An 18,195-nucleotide genomic window follows, 5' to 3' on the forward strand; every position below is an offset into this window, starting at 1 on the left:
TGGGATGTACTGTGCCCAGGATCAGACACGACCGCGCTACAACCAATGGCGCTCTCCTTCGACGCTTGAAAGCGCCAAGCCCATGAGGCTACAGAAGACTATGCAGATATACCTCCCCATCGCCGAAATTTCGGTCAATGCGTTTCTACTGCTTGGCCTAGGCGGGATCGTTGGTGTTCTGTCTGGCATGTTCGGCGTCGGGGGGGGCTTCCTGATGACGCCGCTTCTGTTCTTCATCGGCATTCCACCCGCTGTCGCAGTCGCAACCGAGGCGAACCAGATCGTCGCCTCGTCTTTCTCGGGTGTTCTCGCCCATCTCCGACGCAAGACGGTCGACCTCAAAATGGGGACGGTCCTTTTGGTCGGCGGGCTCCTTGGTGCCGGGTTGGGTGTCTGGCTCTTCAACTACCTCAAGAGCCTTGGTCAGGTCGATCTGCTGGTCAAACTCTGCTACGTCGTCTTTCTTGGCGTCATCGGTTCCCTAATGTTCGTCGAAAGCCTGAACGCGATCCGCAAGACGCGTTCCGGCGTGGCACCCAAGCGCAAGAAGCATAACTGGATTCACGGCCTGCCGTTCAAGATGCGCTTTCGCACCTCGGGGCTCTATATCTCGGTCATCCCACCGGTGATCGTTGGTATTCTGGTCGGGATCCTTGCCGCGATCATGGGTGTGGGCGGCGGCTTTATCATGGTTCCCGCGATGATCTACCTTCTTGGCATGCCCACCAAGGTGGTTGTCGGCACCTCGCTGTTCCAGATCATTTTTGTGACCGGTTTCACCACCCTGCTGCACGCCACCACGAACTACACAGTGGACATGGTTCTGGCCGTGCTGCTGCTGATTGGCGGCGTCGTCGGAGCGCAGATCGGCACCGTAATCGGGGCCAAGCTCAAGGCCGAGCAACTGCGCATCCTTTTGGCGATCATGGTTCTTGCAGTCTGCGGAAAGCTCGCGCTCGACCTTCTGATCCAACCGTCCGAGCTGTTCTCAATCGGCACGGCAGGAGGTCACTGATGCGCGGTCTGCTCCTGATCCTCCTGCTTTTGGCCACCCCTCTGAAAGCCGAAGAAGTGGTGCTTGGTCTCAGCCGGGACCAGGTGTCGATCTCAACCAATTTTGACGGCTCAGAGGTTATCATCTACGGCGCAATCAAGCGCGAAGTGCCGATCCCTCAGAACGAACCGATCCAGGTGATCGTGACCATTTCCGGCCCACAGGCTCCGATCACTGTGCGCCGTAAGGACCGCGTTCTTGGCATCTGGGTGAACACCGATGCAATGGATGTGTCCGCGGCACCAAGCTTTTATGCAATTTCCACCTCAGCCCCTTGGCAACAGGTGCTAAACGAAGCCGATGACCTGCGCCACAACGTGTCGATCCCGCGCCGCATCCGCTCAATCGGGGCATGGTCGCAAGTCGCCAACCCACAAGAATTCATCGACGCGCTGGTGCGCATCCGGATGGCGAACGGTCTCTACGTGTTGGATGAGGGCGCAGTAGATCTGCGCGAATCCACCTTGTTCAACACCGCGATCCAGATGCCGGCAAACCTGACCGAAGGCGAATACGCAACGCGCGTGTTCCTGACCCGCGGCGGTAAGGTCGTGTCAAAATACGAAACCAGCATCGAGGTGCGCAAGGTCGGCCTTGAACGCTGGCTCTTCAACCTGTCGCGCCAGCAGCCTTTGGTCTATGGTCTGCTGTCCCTTGCCATCGCCATCGCGGCGGGCTGGGGTGCATCGGCCGCCTTCAGGCTGATGCGGTCCGGCTGATGCCTCGTACGCCCCCCGGAACCCGCGCTGACTACTGCGCCTTCCGCACCCTGCCGACACGCTGGCAGGACAACGACGAATACGGGCATCTCAACAACGCCACCTATTACGCCCTCTTCGACACTGCAGTGAGTTTGTGGCAAATGGAAAAAGGCATCGAGATCCGCGGCCCCAACGCGACCAAATTTCTCGTTGTCGAAAGCGGCTGCCGGTACCACGCTGAATTGAGCTTCCCGGACATTCTCACCGCAGGCATCCGAGTCGCGCATATCGGCACCTCGTCCTTCCGCTATGAGATCGCACTCTTTGGCAATGACGAAAACACCGCCGGGGCCGAAGGCTTTTTCACGCAAGTGTATGTCGGCTCCGATGGGCGCCCAGCCCCGCTATCCAACACGGTGCTTGCCATTCTCAAGAGCATAAAGACGTGAAACAAATACAATTTTGACGCGCAATGAAGTCGGGGTACTCTGTCTTTGAAAAGTTCAGGAGACTCGCTCATTCCGTTCCCAACAAATCGCCTGCTTGCCACCATGCTTGGACTGGCTTTGGCCACCAATGTGGCCGCGCAATCCAAATCAGACGTCAAGTTTGCACCGGGTAATTTCGGGACAATGGTGTCAGGCACCATCACTGGGCAAGAGTACACTGACTATTTGCTGGGAGCTAACGCCGGACAGGAGATGTTTGTTGAGCTGACTGTGACCGACAGCAACGGCAACGGCACTGTCTACTTCAATATCCTGCCTCCGGGCAGTGATGGTGTTGCGATCTACAACAGCTCTATGAATGGAAACACAACCACTGTCAGCCTACCCGAAAAAGGAACTTACGCCATTCGCGTCTACCACATGGGCAACGACGAAGACACAGGCAAGACCAGTGGCTTCAATATCGACCTGTCGATTCAGTGATCTGAAACGGAACGCCAAAGCGCGCCAGCGTGTCAGCTGTTCTCGTGGAAAAAGCCGTAAATCCGCTCGGCCAGCGCCTCGCTGACACCCTCCACCGCTTTGAGGTCTGCAAGGTTTGCCCGGCTGACAGCTTTCGCAGACCCGAAATGCGCCAGAAGCGCCCGCTTGCGCGCGCCACCAACACCCGAAATCTCGTCCAGGGGGTTCGCCATTTGCGACTTTGCCCGCTTCGCGCGGTGCGTGCCAATGGCAAAGCGGTGTGCCTCATCACGCAGGCGTTGGACGAAGTACAAGACCGGATCATTGTGGCGCAGGGCAAAGGGCCGCGTGCCCGAGCGGTGGAATTCTTCCTTGCCTGCATCGCGGTCCACACCTTTGGCCACACCGACCATCGGCACATCCCCGACGCCATGTTCTTCCATGATCTCGCGGACAGCAGACACCTGCCCAGCACCACCGTCGATCAAAAGCAAATCGGGCCAAAGCCCCTTATTCCGCTCGGGATCCTCTTTGAGCAAACGCTTGAACCGCCGGGTCAGCACCTCTTTCATCATGCCAAAATCATCACCGGGGGTCAGTTCATCCCCCTTAATGTTGAACTTGCGATACTGGCTCTTGAGAAATCCCTCGGGCCCCGCAACGATCATTGCCCCGACGGCGTTGGTCCCCTGAATATGACTGTTGTCATAGACCTCGATCCGATCGGGCGGCGTATCCAGCCCAAACGCCTCCGCCAGACCGCGCAACAGTTTGGCCTGCGTTGCCGTTTCCGCCATCCGTCGCGCCAGGCTTTCCCGCGCGTTGCGCAATGCGCCGTCGACCAGTTCAGACTTCTCACCCCGACGCGGCACAGCAATCTCGACCTTGCGGCCCAGCTTGCCCGACAGTGCTTCTGTCATTAGATCTTCGTTCTCGATCGGGTGCGAGAGCAACAAGAGCTTTGGCGGTTCCTTGGTGTCGTAAAACTGGCCAAGGAACGCCTCCAGCACCTCGGCCTCTTCCACGTCCGGCCCGACACGCGGATAGAAGTCACGGTTGCCCCAGTTCTGGTTCGCCCGGATAAAGAACACCTGAACGCATGCCTGCCCCTTTTCAAGATGAAGGGCGATCACATCCGCCTCGGTCACACCGCGCGGGTTGATCCCCTGCGCCGTCTGCACCTGTGTCAGGGCTCGGATGCGGTCGCGTAAAGCTGCGGCGCGCTCGAACTCCATGGCCTCAGAGGCCTCGGCCATCTCTTTCGCCAGCGTTTCCTGCACATTGGTTGATTTGCCCGACAAAAAGCGCTCGGCGTCCTTAACGCTGGCAGCGTAGTCCGCTTCGCTGATCTTGCCTACACAGGGCCCGGAACAGCGCTTGATCTGGTATTGCAGGCAGGGCCGTGTCCGGCTGTCGAACATCGCATCGGAACAATTGCGTAGCAGAAACGCCCGCTGCAACTGGTTCAGCGTCCGATTGACCGCACCCGCACTGGCAAAGGGACCGTAATACGCACCTTTGTCTTTCTTCGCGCCGCGATGTTTGTGGATCATCGGATATGGATGAGCCGTGACATGAATGTTCGGGAACGACTTGTCGTCGCGCAAGAGCACGTTGTAGCGCGGTTTGAGCTGCTTGATTAGGTTCTGTTCCAGCAAAAGCGCTTCTGTTTCGGTGCGCGTCGTCAGGAACATCATCGACGCGGTTTCCGAAATCATCCGGGCGATGCGGCCCGAGTGCTGCGGCGATGGCCGCGAGTAGTTCGAAACCCTCGCGCGGAGGTTGCGTGCCTTGCCGACATAAAGCACGCGCGCTTGCGAATCCAGCATGCGGTAGACACCCGGACTGGAGTCCAACGTCTTGAGATAGCTCTGAATACAGGCGTATCCGGTCAGATTGTCAGCGTCGGTTTCCTTGGTCATGTCAGCCTAGATTTACGGTTTCCGGGTTTGTACGATTCTCCCGGTTTCGCTGCCCCATCGCCCCCCATGATGCAACCTCTAAGGCATCCACGCTTTCTGTGGATAAGTCTGCGGAGAAGTTTTGAACGTGAGGGTTTTTCCCTTGTATTTCGGCACCCTCCCTGACTTGCACATTTTTTAGGCATATTTGCAAGATATTGATTTTAATAACAATTTAAATGCATCAACGACAAGCCACTGAAAACATTAACACTTTCGTAACGTTTTCGTAACGTCAGTCTAACCAGTGCAAAACTTGTTTTTCAGTCGCATCATTCGACGCCAATTACGTCCGGTGTCTGCCATCCCAGATGCTGTCCACCATCGACACAAAGAAGCTGACCAGTGACGCCGGGAGCATCCAGAAAATAACCCAACGCTCCGGTGATGTCCGACGTATTTGCCCCCCGCTGCAAAACCGTGGCCGCGCGCTGCTTTGCAAAATGTGCTTCGCTCTGGCGACCTCCGCGCAAGGTTGGACCGGGACCAATGGCATTGACGCGACAAGCCGGTGCCAACACCTGTGCCGCCGTCTGGGTGAAGGCCCACAGCCCCATCTTGGCGATTGTGTAGGTCATGAACTCCGGTGTCAGCTTGCGCACCCGCTGGTCGATCATGTTGATCACCAGGCCAGATGCGACGGGTTCGTTCATCTCATCCATCTCGGGCGCGGGAAGTTGCGCTGCGAAACGCTGGGTCAGCACAAACGGTGCACGCAGGTTGCTTTCCAGATGCCGGTCCCAGCTTTCGCGGGTCGCTGTTTCGACGTTGTCATACTCAAAGATCGACGCGTTGTTGACGAGCACCGTCAACGGCCCACCGATCCCTGCGACTGCAGCGTCGGTCAGGGCTTGGGTCTCGCTCTCATTCAAAAGGTCTGCCTGCACCGTGCAGGCGTGCTGCCCCTTGGCGCGGATCAGGTCTGCCACCTCTTCTGCGGCATCGGCAGAGCTTGCATAGTGCACCGCGACATCAAAACCGCGATCCGCAAGGTAGAGCGCCATCGCGCGACCCAGCCGTTTGCCTGCGCCTGTGATCAATGCCTTGCTCATGGGGTCTGCCTTTCGCGCTTACATAATGACAAGCGCAATGTAGCCCAGATAAAGCGCCGACAAGACCACTCCCCAGATACGCGTCAGGTCGCGGGCCAAGAAGACCAGCGGGAAGATCAGAAGCGATGCACCCAGCATCACCCAAAGGTCAAAGCGCAGGAATTCGGGATCGACCGGGATCGGCGCGATCAGGGATGCGACACCGATGATGGCCAGCAGGTTAAACATGTTCGAGCCGATCACATTGCCCAGCGCCACATCCGCCTGCCGCCGCAGCGCCGCCATAACGGTCGTTGCCAGTTCCGGCAGCGACGTGCCCAAAGCGACCAGGGTCAGGCCGATCACCATGTCGCTGACGCCAAAGGTCGTCGCGATCTCGACTGCGCTGTCGACAAGAAGGTCCGCACCAAGCGGCAATCCGACAAGACCCAGGACGAGGTAGAGAATGATTTTCCACCAGGGCATGTCCGGGTCGGCGCCTTCGGGTTCTTCCTCATCATCCGCATCCTTACCAGCGCGCCTGTGGGCCAATGCCTCGCGCATGGAATCACCAAGGATCACCGCGAGGACAACCAGCAACACAATACCTGCGGTCCAATCAAACACGCCCCGGAACGCCAGCGCAATAAACAGCACCGACGATGCCAACATGATCACATAGCTTTTGCGTGTGTCGCATTCGCTGGTGTGCATCACCGCCAGGAAGGCGGGAATGCCCAATACCAGAAGGACATTGGCCGTGTTCGACCCAACCACGTTCCCAAGCGCGATGCCCGGCACGTTTTCCATCGCCGCCTTGATCGAGATGAGCAGTTCCGGCGCAGAGGTCCCAAAGGCGACCACGGTCAAGCTAACGATTAGGGCCGGGATGCCGATGCGCAAGGACAGGTTCACCGCACCTTTGACCAGCGCATCGCCTGCCAAAAGCAGGATCACCAATCCGATGACCACACCTCCCCAGATCATCATCATGTCAGCTTGCCTTTCCGGTACAGGGGCATGGCCCTTTGCCGATGCGATAGCGTCCGCATTTGCGGCACTTGGCACTAGCCAGACGTTTCGCACCGGGGATGCGCAGTTTGCCGAACATGGCAAGCACAGCGATGAAGACGAGGAAGAGAATAACGATCTTGCTGATCACGTCAGAGCCCATACCGCGCGAACTCGGCACGCTCTTCAATGACGCTGAGTGCATCGTCGGTGAGTTTCGCGCCGAAACGGCTGAGGAAGGGACGGCGTTGTTCGTAGCGGCGGAACTTTACCTTGTCGCCGAACCGCTCTTTCATGGCCGGAACGAGGTGTCCGATGTGATCCGCAAGACCGACATCGACTGCGCCCTGTCCTACCCAGATTTCACCCGTAAAAAGATCAGGATTGTCAGCGAGCTTTTCGCCACGACCGGTTTTGACCTGAGTGATGAAGGTTTCGTGCAACTGACCCAGCAGCTTGTTCAGCCGCGCCACGTCGTCTTCGCTTTCGGGGCGGAACGGGTCGAGCATGGATTTGGATTTGCCAGCCGTATAGACGCGCCGTTCGATGCCCTGTCGTTGCAGAAAGACGTGTGCACCGAACCCGGCAGAGATCACGCCGATTGAACCGAGGATAGACGCAGGATCAGCATAGATTTCATCCGCCGCACTTGCGATCCAGTAGCCACCGGACGCGGCCACGTCTTCGACAAAGGCGTAGACAGGCACTTCGGTTTCATCGGCCAGCCGCCGAATGCGCGCTCCGATCAGAGAGCTTTGGACCGGCGATCCACCCGGCGAATTGATCTCGATCGCCACAGCGGCGGGCTTGCCCTTGCGAAACGCTTTCTCGAGAAGAGAGCGGAGGCTTGCGTCACTCAGAGTCCCGCGAGACCCTGCCGCAATCGTACCTTGCATCCGAACCACAGCGACGATGGGGTTGGATTTCACAAATGGGATAAAACGCTTCATATGGGCCCATGTAGAATGTGGGTGGGGGGCATACAAGGCATCGCAAGAAATATGGCGGCCCTGTGGGACGTGGGACGCAGAGGGAAAAGGCACCCTTTATGACCTATTGTTTCGCACGCGAAACATTAGGGCCGAAGCGGCCCCATTAACCCTATGTTAACTTTTGTGTAATTCCGGGTGCCCTGCGCGGAAACAGGCATCACAACATGATCACCAATCAATTTATCATTTTGCGCCGTGGCTGATAAATTCTATGAAAGCCCATGACCTTCGATCAGATCCGGACTTTCCTGTGGGTGGCACGTCTGGGCGGGTTTCGCAAAGCCGCCGACAAGCTGCATTTGTCCCAGCCCGCCGTGTCGACGCGCATCTCCAATCTCGAACAAGAACTCAAGGTTCCGCTTTTTGAGCGCGGATCCGGCGAGTTGATCCTGACAAAGCATGGCACGCTGCTTTTGTCCTATGCGGAACAGATGCTGTTCGTCGAAGAAGAGATCAAACAGCGCGTCGCGAACCCGTCGGAAACCGAAGGCCTGTTTCGCGTTGGTGCGTCCGAGACAATCGCGCAGGCGTGGCTGCCAGAATTCCTCAAGACGTTCAGCGAACATTACCCAAGGGTGAACGTCGATCTGACGGTCGATATTTCGTTGAACCTCCGTTCTGCCTTGCTGGAGCGGAGCCTCGATCTTGCGTTGCTCATGGGGCCAATTTCGGAGTTTTCCGTCGAGAACGTACCTTTGCCGACCTTTGATCTTCACTGGTATCGGTCAACGTCGAACCCGCAGACGGACCTGAGCAAAATCCCGGTCATTTCTTATGCCAGCAAGACGCGGCCTTACCGCGAACTAACGTCGGAACTGTCCCGCCGAGTGGGGCCGAAGTTGCGCATTTATACGTCAGCATCCTTGTCTGCGAGTCTCAAGATGATTGCGGCGGGAATCGCGGTTGGCCCCTACCCCCGCGCTCTGGCCGATGATTTCTTGAAGTCTGGTCAAATCGTGGAATTTGATCCAGGGTTTCATCCGCAGCCCTTGGCCTTCACCGCATCCTACCTGTCGGAGCCGCGCAGCTTTCTTGTTGAAAGAAGTGCGGAATTCGCGCGTGAGGTGGCTTTGAAGTGGGACAGATCTCACCCCAAGTGAGATCAATTATTTTTATCGTTATTGATATAAAATGATAATTTGCACGAAAGCAAGCGGCCGTGTGATGGTTCAGCATCCAAGCAAAGGACCGCTCGATGGCAGAAGAGTCTGTTTCGCATTCCAGTCTGATTGGTGCCCCGCCCACTGAGGTTCGGGCCGCGATCCGTCGCGGAGCCTATGCCGGGCATACGGCTGGTCTGGCCGCCGGTTATCTGCAATGCAACCTTGCCATTTTGCCGGAACGCTATGCTTTGGATTTTCTGCGTTTTTGCCAGCGCAACCCAAAGCCCTGTCCGGTTGTCGGCGTTGGAGATACAGGCGATCCGCAGATGCGGACCCTGGGGCGGGACATCGACATTCGCACGGATGTGTCGAAGTACCGTGTCTTTCGCGACGGTGCATTCAGCGAGGAAGTGACGGATATCAGCAATGTCTGGGCCGATGATCTTGTGACTGTCGCGCTTGGCTGTTCGTTCACTTTCGAGAACGCGCTCATGCGAAACGATATCCCGGTACGCCATATCGAGAGCGGGCGAAATGTGCCGATGTTCCGAACCAGCATCGACCTTGTGCCTGCTGGGCCATTCGGCGGAGAGATGGTGGTGACGATGCGCCCAATCCCCGAGCATCAGGTTGAGCAGACCCGCGCAATCTGTGCCCGCTATCCGCAGGCGCATGGCGCGCCGATTGCCAGTGGTGATCCGGCCAAGATCGGCATTCCCGACCTGTCACAGCCCGATTGGGGGGATGCGGTCGAGATCCACGATGGCGAAATGCCGGTCTACTGGGCCTGTGGCGTGACCCCGCAAAATGTTCTTCTGGCGGCTGGGCTGCCGCTCTGCATCACACATTCGCCAGGGCACATGCTGATCGCGGATGTGGCTGAAGATGCCGAGACCACGATCCTGAAACAAACATAAAACCGATCCAACAAGGAGACCAAACAATGAAAAAATCATTCGCCTTTCTTATGGCCAGCACCGTGTGTGCCACACCTGTCTTTGCCGAAACCTTGTCTGTCGTGGGAAGCTGGTCCAGCCTTCCGCTGCACAACCAGTACGAAGCCCCGTTCTGGAGTGAAACGCTGCCTGCTGCGTCGGGTGGTGATCTGACCGTGGAACTGACCACGCACAACCAGATGAGCCTTGGTCTGGGCGACATTTATCCTTTGCTGGGTCAGGGCGTCTATGACGTGGCTATGACCGTGGCCGACTATGCCGTGGCCGACGCGCCCGAACTGGAAGGTCTGGATGTGCCGCTGATCGCGCTGACGGCGGATGAAGCGCGCGCGATGGTCGATGCGGCGCGGCCGATGGTGACCGACATTTACCACGACCGGTTCAACAGCCATGTTCTGGCGATTGCGCCCTATCCGCCGCAGGTCGTGTTCTGCAATCACGAGATTTCCAACCTTGCCGATCTGGAAGGCCTAAAAGTGCGGGCCTCTGGTCGCATGACCGCCAAGCTGCTTGAGGCTCTGGGAGCAGAGGGTGTGAACGTGTCCTTCGCCGAAGTGCCGGGCGCGTTGCAGAATGGCGTGGTTGATTGTGCCGTCACCGGTGCCGGTTCGGGCTACAGTGCGGGCTGGTGGGAAGTGTCGACACACCTGCTGCCGATCCCGCTGGGAGGCTGGGATTCGGTTGTGACCGCGATCAACCTCGACAAGTGGAACAGCCTGTCGGACGATCAGAAGGCGCTGATCGAAAGCGAGATCAAGACTGGTTTCGAAGACCCGGCATGGGCCAGCGCACAGGATGCGCTTGTCAACGACATCGCCTGCCTGACCGGCAATGGCGACTGCCCGTCGGGTGACGCACGGTCGATGACTTTGGTTGACGTGAGCGACGCCGATTTCGAACGTGCGCGGGATATCCTGACCAGCGAAGTGCTGCCCGAATGGGCCGAACGCGCTGGCGGTGACTGGGCCGCGCGTTGGAACGACAGCGTTGGCAAAGTTGTCGGCGTGACGATCAATTAAGCGGAACCTGCAACCACCAAGGGACGTGCCGAAAATGGAACTGAAGATGATTGAGGGACTACGCCGGATCAACCGTGGGGTCGCCCTTGTGGTGGGTCTTGGCCTGTTGCTCTGCGCGGCGTTCGTGCTGACCGATATCATCATGCGCCAGATCGGCACGTCGCTTGGCGGCACCGAAGAGATCGCGGGTTATGCCATGGCGCTCGCGACCTCTTGGGGCATGTCCTTTACTCTGCTTGAGTTGGGGCATGTCCGGATCGACCTGCTGCGCAGCCGTGCGGGGTCGTTTGTGCGGGCGCTGTTCGATGTGTTTTCGATGGTCGTCATGTCGGGTGTGATCATCACCATCGCGATCAAATCATGGCCGGTGCTGGAACGGTCGTTGGTCAACGGATCGCGGGCAAATACGCCGCTTGAGACTCCTCTGGCCTGGGTGCAGGCGCCTTGGTTCGCCGGGTGGGTGTGGTTTGCGCTGATGTCGACGCTGGTGACATTTGCGGCGCTGAGCCTGCTGATCAAACGCCGCCATGAAGAGACCGAGGCCTTTGTTGGGGCCTTCGCGGAACAGGACAGCCTGCAATGATCTTTTATGTCTCTGTCGGTCTTCTGGGCCTGTTGTCGCTGTCCATACCCGTGGGGATCGTGCTTTTCCTGCTGGGGTTCGGAATCGACACGTTCTTTTCCAGCTTTCCGCTGACCCGGGGTCTGGGCAACATGGTGTGGTCGGCCTCGAATTCGGCCACGCTGATCGCCATTCCCTTCTTTGTGCTGTTGGGCGAGATCCTTGTCCGCAGCGGTGTTGCGACACGCACCTATGCGGCGCTGGATCGCTGGGTGTCGTGGCTGCCGGGCGGGTTGGTGCACGCCAATATCGCAACGGCTACGATGTTTTCGGCGACCTCTGGATCATCGGTCGCGACTGCTGCGACTGTCGCCACAGTTGCGATGCCGCAGGCCGAAAAACTGGGCTACGATCCCAAGCTCTTTTCCGGTGCGATTGCGGCAGGTGGCACTTTAGGCATCATGATTCCGCCGTCTATAAACCTGATCGTTTACGGCTTCCTGACCCAATCCTCGATCCCGCAGTTGTTTCTGGCCGGGCTGATCCCCGGTCTGGCTCTGGCGGTGGCGTTCATGGCGATCACAGCTGTGATCTGCCTGATCCGCCCGAACCTTGGCGGTGTGCGGCGCACGTTTCCGTTCCCGCAGATGCTGCGGGCGTTGATTGATCTGGTTCCCATCCTGATCCTGTTCGGCCTGATCGTCGGTTCCATATATCGCGGCTGGGCCACCCCGACCGAAGCCGCTGCTGTGGGCGTTGCCGGAGCGCTGATCATCGCGCTGGTCTTTGGTGGGGTGTCCTGGGGCATGCTGACCGAAAGCCTGATGGGCACGGTCAAGATCACGTCGATGATCATGCTGATCGTCATCGGCGCCTCATTCCTGAACTTCACACTGGCCTCGGCGGGGTTGGGCCGCGAATTGACAGAGTTCATGACAGGGCTGGGGCTAACGCCGCTCAAGACGATCCTTGTGGTGGTCGTGCTTTACATCGTGCTTGGGTTCTTCATTGAAACGCTGTCGCTGATGGTGGTGACGATCCCGATCATCGTGCCGCTGGTTGTGGCACAGGGCTATGACGTGATCTGGTTCGGCATCCTGATGATCGTGCTGATCGAGATGGCGCTGATCACACCGCCCGTCGGGTTGAACCTCTATGTGGTTCAAGGCGCGCGAAAATCAGGGTCGCTCAATGAGGTGATGCTCGGGGCGCTGCCCTATTGCCTGACCATGCTGGCAATGGCGTTCCTTTTGATCGCGTTTCCAAGCATCGCGCTCTTCTTGCCGAACGCACTGCAGTAGCCGTCACCCACCTTTTTGTTCGTCTGAATGAGGTCCATCATGGAACCCTGGTTCAAACCTGTTGCCGATCATGCGCTGCTGGTCTGCTTTTCTGACACGCATAGCGACGCGTCCCATGCCATGGTTTTGGCTTTGGACAAAGCTCTGGCCAAAACGTCGCCCGCCGGGATGATCGAAACCGTTCCTGCGTTGGTGAACCTGCTGGTGAGCTTCGATGTCAGCCTAACGGATCATGACAGGGTCGAAGCGCATGTGCGCGAGTTGCTCAAGGATGTTACCGCAGACAAGATCGCAGGCCAGATCCGCCGCTTGCAAGTGTGCTATGAGGCGCCATATTCGCCAGACCTCGACAAGGTTGCAAAGGCCGTCGGCCTGTCGCCCGAGGCCGTCATCACTGCACATCTGGCCGGGCAGTACGATGTTCTGATGTACGGGTTTTCGCCCGGTTATGCGTACCTGTCAGGTATCCCCGAAGAGATCCGTATCCCGCGCAAACCGACGCCAGTGCGCGATGTGCCTGCGGGCAGCGTGATCATCGCGGGGCCGCAATGCCTTGTGACCACGCTGACCATGCCCACGGGTTGGTCGATCATTGGGCGATCCCCGACACATATCCTGACAAGTGAATCCGAGCGTCCATTCCTGTTCGATGTCGGAGACCAGGTCACGTTCGAGAGGATCGACCTTGCGACCTTTGAGCGTGCGCAAAAGGAGGCGGACAATGACTGATGCTGCATTCACCGTCAGTTTCGCTGGACCTTTGGTGACCTATCAAGACGCGGGGCGCAGGGGTCATATGCGATATGGCGTGTCTGCGTCGGGTCCGATGGATCGGCTGGCCTTTGACGCCGCCCATGCAGCACTGGGCAACCTGCCCGGTCAAACCGCGATTGAGATTTCATTGGGTGGATTGTCCCTGACATGCACATCGGGCGTGGTCAGTTTTGCAATCACAGGCGGGGATTTTGGGGTCGAGCATCGCGGGCAGAAATATCGTTCATGGACAGTTCTGACTGCTGAAAAGGGCGATCGGATCACCATTCACGGTGGTAGGGCAGGCAGTTGGGCCTATCTGACCTTTGCCGGGTCGGTCGCCTGCACCGGGTGGCTGGGAAGCGCTGCGACCCATGCCGCGTCAGGTTTTGGCGGTGGTGCTTTGCAGACCGGACAAACTATTCGGATCGCAAATACCTCGGTGCGCGGGGATCGCGCAGGGGAAGTGCCGCGCCCCGGTTTCTTGACCGATGGACCTATGCGGGTGGTGACAGGTCCACAGGATCAGCATTTCAGCCATGAGGCCTTGGAGCGGTTTCTTTCGGATCGTTTCGCCGTGACCGATGCCTACAACCGGATGGGCATGCGGTTGCGTGGCCCGGAATTGCCGCTTGCCGGTGCCTTGTCGATCCCTTCAGAGCCGATTGTCCGAGGGGCGGTGCAGGTATCGGGGGATGGTGTGCCTACGGTGCTGTTGGCAGATCACCAGACGACCGGAGGCTATCCCAAGATCGCCACAGTTATTGCGCCGGATATAGACCGTTTGGTGCAATCCCGATCCGGGGACATGGTGCGCTTTGCGGCAGTTTCCGCGGCTGAGGCTGTACATGCCGCGCGAGGGTATTTAGGGCATAAGTCGGCGTATCTTGAGCAGATCGCGGTGCCGCGCGGGTCATTGGATCAACGATTGATGCGGGAAAACCTGATTCATGGGTGCGTTCTGGACTGACTTTTGAGTTGCGGCGGACGGACGCGTCGACGCGTCCGGGTTTTCAGTCGACTGAAAACCGGCGCTGACCTCAGTAGAAGCTTTGCGGATCGATATCGATGGCCATGCGCAGCTCTCCCTTGAGGCGGAAGGGTTTGATCCATTCCGCCAGCGCCGGTTGCAGCGCGGTGCCTTTCGGCGCTTTGACCAATAGACGTACGCGGTGGCGTCCACGCACACGGGCGATGGGCGCCGGAGCGGGACCAAACACCTGCGCCCCCACACGGCGCAGCGGTGCGTCGTTGCGGGCCAGTGCGTTGCCGAGGTCGAACACCTCTTGCACGTCGGTCGAGGACAGGATGATCCCGGCCAGACGGCCATAGGGCGGCACACCTGCAGCACGCCGTTCGCCGGCTTCGGCGGTCCAGAAATCCTGTTCATCGCCGGAAAGGATCGCCCGGATCACAGGATGTTCGGGCTGGTAGGTCTGCATCAGTGCCTGACCGGGCTTGTCAGCGCGTCCGGCCCGGCCTGCCACCTGTCGCATCAATTGGAACGTGCGTTCTGCGGCGCGCAGGTCTGAGCCTTGCAGGCCCAGATCGGCGTCGATCACGCCGACCAGTGTGAGCAGCGGGAAATTGTGCCCCTTTGCGACAAGCTGCGTGCCGATGATCAGGTCGGCACCCCCGCTGGCGATGGTTTCGATCTCGGCCTTGATCGCGCGGGCTGAGCCGAACATGTCGGAGGACAGCACGGCGAGCCGCGCATCTGGGAAGAGCGTTTGCGCCTCTTCGGCGAGGCGTTCAACGCCGGGGCCGACAGCGGCCAGTTTGTCTTCAGCCTCGCAGGACGGGCAGGTGTTGGGCAGCGGTTTGGTTTCGCCACATTGGTGGCAAACAAGGCGTTTGAGGAAGCGGTGTTCAACCATGCGCGCGTCGCAGTGATCGCAGCCAATCTGGTGTCCGCAAGCGCGGCAGATGGTAACGGGGGCATAGCCTCTGCGGTTGATGAAGAGGAGCGCCTGTTCCTTGTTGTCGAGCCTTTGCTGCACGGCGCGTTGTAGCGTTGGGGAGATCCAGCTTGATCCCGGCAGTTGTTCAGTGCGCATGTCGATGGCGCGCATGTCGGGCATGACGGCAGCGCCGAAGCGGGACGTGAGTTCCAGCTTGGTGTATTTGCCTGCGTCGGCATTGGCCCAGCTCTCAAGACTTGGCGTGGCGGAGGCGAGGATCACCTGCGCGCCGCAGATCGAGGCACGCAGCACCGCCATGTCGCGGGCGTTGTAAAGCACGCCATCTTCTTGCTTGTAGGAGGTGTCGTGTTCTTCATCGACGACGATCAGACCCAAATCGCGGAACGGCAGGAACAGGGACGAGCGCGCACCGACAACCAGTTGCGCACCGCCCTGTGCGACCATTTTCCAGACGCGGCGGCGTTCTGTGATGGTCACGCCAGAATGCCATTCGGCGGGTTTGGCACCGAAGCGCGCATCGACGCGGGTGATAAATTCCGACGTGAGTGCGATTTCCGGCAAGAGGACCAGCGCTTGACGGCCTTGGGCCAAACATTCGGCCACCGCTTCGAGATAGACCTCCGTCTTGCCCGATCCGGTGACGCCCTTGAACAGGGTCGTGCCATAGGATCGCGTGGCGACCGCGGCGCGGAGGGTGGCGGAGGCTGTGGTTTGATCTTCGGTCAACGTCTTACCAGCGTAGGACGGGTCGAGCGTTGCGAACGGCGTGTCACGCGGACTGTCCTCTTCGCGCACTGCGCCCAACTTGGCGAGACCTTTGACTACGGATGTCGTCACGCCCGCCGCCTCGGCCAGTTCTTTGAGGGTGAGCGACAAGCCCCCCATATCGCGCAGCACGTCGAGCACGCGGATGCGGGCGTCGGTCATGCGGTCCGGCGTGGTGGCGCCCAGACGGTAGATCTTGCGCATCGAGGGCGGATCGCCCAGACCCGGCGCGCGGGTCGCCAGACGCAGCATCGCGGGCATCGGCGTCAGGGTGTAGTCGCCTGCGCGGGTCAGGAAAGACATCAATTCTTCCCGCATTGGTGCCGCATCGAGCACCCGGATCACTGACCGCACCTTGGAGATATCGTAATCGCCCTGCCCCACCCCCCAGACGACGCCCAGAACTTTGCGCGGGCCAAGCGGCACTTCGACGAACGCGCCCAGATGACAGCCCCCTTCGGGAGCGCGGTAATCCAGCACCCGGTCCAATGGCTGGGTGGTCATCACGCCGATCAGCGCGCCCTCATCGAAGTAACTGGATGTTAGCGCCATCAGTTCAGGGTTTCCGTCGTCATTGTCATGGGGTAAAGCCCAAGGTAGGAAAGGCCAACCCATCACAGGAGCGACAGCCATGAAATTCTTTGTCGACACAGCCGAAATCGACGCGATCGCGGAACTCAACGATCTGGGCATGGTCGATGGCGTGACCACGAACCCCTCCCTTATCAAGAAATCCGGGCGCGATATCCTCGAAGTGACCAAAGAGATTTGTGATCTGGTCGATGGTCCGGTGTCGGCCGAAGTTGTGGCACTGAAAGCCGAAGATATGATCGCAGAAGGCCGCAAGCTGGCCGAGATCGCCGAGAACATCGCGGTCAAAGTTCCGCTGACTTGGGACGGCCTCAAGGCGTGCAAGGTGCTCACGGATGAAGGCAAGATGGTCAACGTGACGCTGTGTTTTTCGGCCAATCAGGCGCTTCTGGCGGCCAAGGCGGGCGCGACGTTTATCTCTCCGTTCATCGGACGTCTTGACGATCTGAACATGGACGGGCTCGACCTGATCGCGGATATCCGTGAGATTTACGACAATTACGGGTTTGAGACGAACATCCTTGCCGCGTCGATCCGCACTGCAAACCATATGAGCGAATGCGCCAAGATCGGTGCCGATGTGGCGACTGCACCGCCGGCCGTGATCAAGGCGATGGCGAACCACATTCTCACAGACAAGGGTCTGGACCAGTTCGTCAAGGATGCAGCTGCCGCCAATATCAAGATCCTCTGAGCTGAGCGAAGCCGCGTCGACGCGGCTTTTCAACGCCTTTCGAAAGGCGTTCCTGCGCTTCTGCCACAGTTTTTCCAGATGCCCGCATTTTATTGAAAAAATGCGGGCATCTTTTTGGCACGGCTGATAGTGTCCCGCAAAATACAACACCACGAGGATGGCATGAGCAGCCCCCGTATCGACGACGACTTGCGCGAAAAGATCATGACGCGCCCCGACGTGATTCTCGAGGATCAGGACCTGATGCGGGCCTTGATCGCCGCGAATGAACGCGCGATGGGCGGCAATATCGTGGATCTGCGCGGCATCGCGATGGACCGGCTTGAAGCGCGACTGGACCGACTGGAAGACACACACCGGTCGGTGATTGCGGCAGCGTATGAAAACCTTGCCGGCACCAATCAAGTACATCGCGCCATCCTGCGGATGCTCGACCCGGTGGAGTTCGAGTCCTTCCTGCGTGATCTGGGTGGAGATGTGGCCGAGATCCTGCGTGTCGACGTGATCAAGCTGGTGCTGGAATCCGTACAGAACGACGAAGACCCGGCGATCAAGCGGCTTGGGTCGGTTCTGTCCGTCGCAGCCCCCGGTTTCATCGACGCCTATCTTAGCACCGGGCGAAACGCGCCACCGCGACAGGTGACGCTGCGCCAGATCGAAACCGGAACGCATGAGATTTACGGCGACAAGGCGGATTGGATTCGCTCCGAAGCCTGTCTCAAGCTGGATTTTGGGCCGGGGCGTCTACCCGGATTGCTGGTCATGGGGGCGGAAGATCCGCACCAGTTCACACCGCAGCAGGGGACTGACCTTTTGACCTTCTTCACAGGTGTGTTCGAGCGCCAGATGCGGCGCTGGTTGTCGTGAC

The 18,195-nt window shown here is 58.9% G+C and carries 19 protein-coding genes; 13 read left to right on the forward strand and 6 right to left on the reverse strand.

Annotated features, from left to right (window positions below; translation table 11 throughout):
* The first annotated feature begins 100 nt into the window (after positions 1 to 100).
* From ACK3EW_RS16620 to ACK3EW_RS16635, 4 genes are all read left to right on the forward strand, one after another.
* Positions 101 to 1,015: a sulfite exporter TauE/SafE family protein gene (locus tag ACK3EW_RS16620; protein ID WP_493807043.1), complete on the forward strand. Its 915-nt coding sequence runs from the start codon at positions 101 to 103 to the stop codon at positions 1,013 to 1,015.
* Positions 1,015 to 1,773: a TIGR02186 family protein gene (locus ACK3EW_RS16625; RefSeq protein WP_493807044.1), complete on the forward strand. Its 759-nt coding sequence runs from the start codon at positions 1,015 to 1,017 to the stop codon at positions 1,771 to 1,773. The genes ACK3EW_RS16620 and ACK3EW_RS16625 overlap by 1 nt, the downstream gene beginning before the upstream one ends.
* Positions 1,773 to 2,204 carry an acyl-CoA thioesterase gene (locus ACK3EW_RS16630; RefSeq protein ID WP_439118949.1) on the forward strand — a complete coding sequence of 144 codons (432 nt, stop codon included), beginning with the start codon at positions 1,773 to 1,775 and terminating at the stop codon, positions 2,202 to 2,204. Before ACK3EW_RS16625 ends, ACK3EW_RS16630 begins: the two co-directional genes overlap by 1 nt.
* Before the next feature lie 102 nt (positions 2,205 to 2,306).
* Positions 2,307 to 2,687, forward strand: coding sequence for a hypothetical protein (locus ACK3EW_RS16635; RefSeq protein WP_493807045.1), 381 nt, complete (start codon positions 2,307 to 2,309; stop codon positions 2,685 to 2,687).
* 32 nt (positions 2,688 to 2,719) lie between these two features.
* On the opposite strand, the gene uvrC is transcribed toward ACK3EW_RS16635, so the two are convergent.
* The 5 genes from uvrC to ACK3EW_RS16660 form a co-directional block, all read right to left on the reverse strand.
* Positions 2,720 to 4,588, reverse strand: coding sequence for an excinuclease ABC subunit UvrC (gene uvrC / locus ACK3EW_RS16640; protein ID WP_493807046.1), 1,869 nt, complete (start codon positions 4,586 to 4,588; stop codon positions 2,720 to 2,722).
* A 311-nt stretch (positions 4,589 to 4,899) separates the two neighbouring features.
* A complete protein-coding gene (locus tag ACK3EW_RS16645) occupies positions 4,900 to 5,679 on the reverse strand; it encodes an SDR family oxidoreductase (protein ID WP_493807047.1) in 780 nt (259 codons plus the stop codon).
* 18 nt (positions 5,680 to 5,697) lie between these two features.
* Positions 5,698 to 6,645, reverse strand: coding sequence for a calcium/sodium antiporter (locus ACK3EW_RS16650; RefSeq protein WP_493809749.1), 948 nt, complete (start codon positions 6,643 to 6,645; stop codon positions 5,698 to 5,700).
* 7 nt (positions 6,646 to 6,652) lie between these two features.
* Positions 6,653 to 6,820: a hypothetical protein gene (locus ACK3EW_RS16655; RefSeq protein WP_420870483.1), complete on the reverse strand. Its 168-nt coding sequence runs from the start codon at positions 6,818 to 6,820 to the stop codon at positions 6,653 to 6,655.
* Between the two features lies 1 nt (position 6,821).
* Positions 6,822 to 7,619: a S49 family peptidase gene (locus tag ACK3EW_RS16660; RefSeq protein ID WP_439118945.1), complete on the reverse strand. Its 798-nt coding sequence runs from the start codon at positions 7,617 to 7,619 to the stop codon at positions 6,822 to 6,824.
* Positions 7,620 to 7,882: 263 nt separating this feature from the next.
* Between ACK3EW_RS16660 and ACK3EW_RS16665 the strand changes: the two genes are divergently transcribed.
* From ACK3EW_RS16665 to ACK3EW_RS16695, 7 genes are all read left to right on the forward strand, one after another.
* A complete protein-coding gene (locus ACK3EW_RS16665; RefSeq protein WP_085628461.1) occupies positions 7,883 to 8,761 on the forward strand; it encodes a LysR family transcriptional regulator in 879 nt (292 codons plus the stop codon).
* A gap of 95 nt (positions 8,762 to 8,856) precedes the next feature.
* Positions 8,857 to 9,681, forward strand: coding sequence for a putative hydro-lyase (locus tag ACK3EW_RS16670; RefSeq protein ID WP_439118944.1), 825 nt, complete (start codon positions 8,857 to 8,859; stop codon positions 9,679 to 9,681).
* Positions 9,682 to 9,707: 26 nt separating this feature from the next.
* On the forward strand, positions 9,708 to 10,739 hold the full coding sequence (locus ACK3EW_RS16675; protein ID WP_493807048.1) for a TRAP transporter substrate-binding protein: 1,032 nt from the start codon (positions 9,708 to 9,710) through the stop codon (positions 10,737 to 10,739).
* Between the two features lie 34 nt (positions 10,740 to 10,773).
* Positions 10,774 to 11,322 carry a TRAP transporter small permease subunit gene (locus ACK3EW_RS16680; RefSeq protein ID WP_493807049.1) on the forward strand — a complete coding sequence of 183 codons (549 nt, stop codon included), beginning with the start codon at positions 10,774 to 10,776 and terminating at the stop codon, positions 11,320 to 11,322.
* Complete coding sequence (locus tag ACK3EW_RS16685) at positions 11,319 to 12,602, forward strand: TRAP transporter large permease (protein ID WP_085628465.1); 1,284 nt, start codon at positions 11,319 to 11,321, stop codon at positions 12,600 to 12,602. The genes ACK3EW_RS16680 and ACK3EW_RS16685 overlap by 4 nt, the downstream gene beginning before the upstream one ends.
* A 39-nt stretch (positions 12,603 to 12,641) precedes the next feature.
* Positions 12,642 to 13,331 carry a 5-oxoprolinase subunit B family protein gene (locus tag ACK3EW_RS16690; RefSeq protein ID WP_493807050.1) on the forward strand — a complete coding sequence of 230 codons (690 nt, stop codon included), beginning with the start codon at positions 12,642 to 12,644 and terminating at the stop codon, positions 13,329 to 13,331.
* Positions 13,324 to 14,325 carry a 5-oxoprolinase subunit C family protein gene (locus tag ACK3EW_RS16695; RefSeq protein ID WP_493807051.1) on the forward strand — a complete coding sequence of 334 codons (1,002 nt, stop codon included), beginning with the start codon at positions 13,324 to 13,326 and terminating at the stop codon, positions 14,323 to 14,325. Before ACK3EW_RS16690 ends, ACK3EW_RS16695 begins: the two co-directional genes overlap by 8 nt.
* Positions 14,326 to 14,395: 70 nt before the next feature.
* Here the strand turns inward: ACK3EW_RS16695 and ACK3EW_RS16700 are convergent, their stop codons facing one another.
* Positions 14,396 to 16,594, reverse strand: a complete 2,199-nt coding sequence (locus ACK3EW_RS16700; protein ID WP_493809750.1) for a primosomal protein N' — start codon at positions 16,592 to 16,594, stop codon at positions 14,396 to 14,398.
* A gap of 79 nt (positions 16,595 to 16,673) precedes the next feature.
* Here ACK3EW_RS16700 and fsa point away from each other — a divergent pair, with 79 nt between their 5' ends.
* Both fsa and ACK3EW_RS16710 read left to right on the forward strand, forming a co-directional pair.
* Positions 16,674 to 17,327, forward strand: coding sequence for a fructose-6-phosphate aldolase (gene fsa, locus ACK3EW_RS16705; protein ID WP_439118937.1), 654 nt, complete (start codon positions 16,674 to 16,676; stop codon positions 17,325 to 17,327).
* Between the two features lie 162 nt (positions 17,328 to 17,489).
* Complete coding sequence (locus ACK3EW_RS16710; protein WP_493807052.1) at positions 17,490 to 18,194, forward strand: DUF484 family protein; 705 nt, start codon at positions 17,490 to 17,492, stop codon at positions 18,192 to 18,194.
* Position 18,195 lies beyond the last annotated feature (1 nt).

This window comes from Marivita sp. NO-S04 (assembly GCF_059070475.1).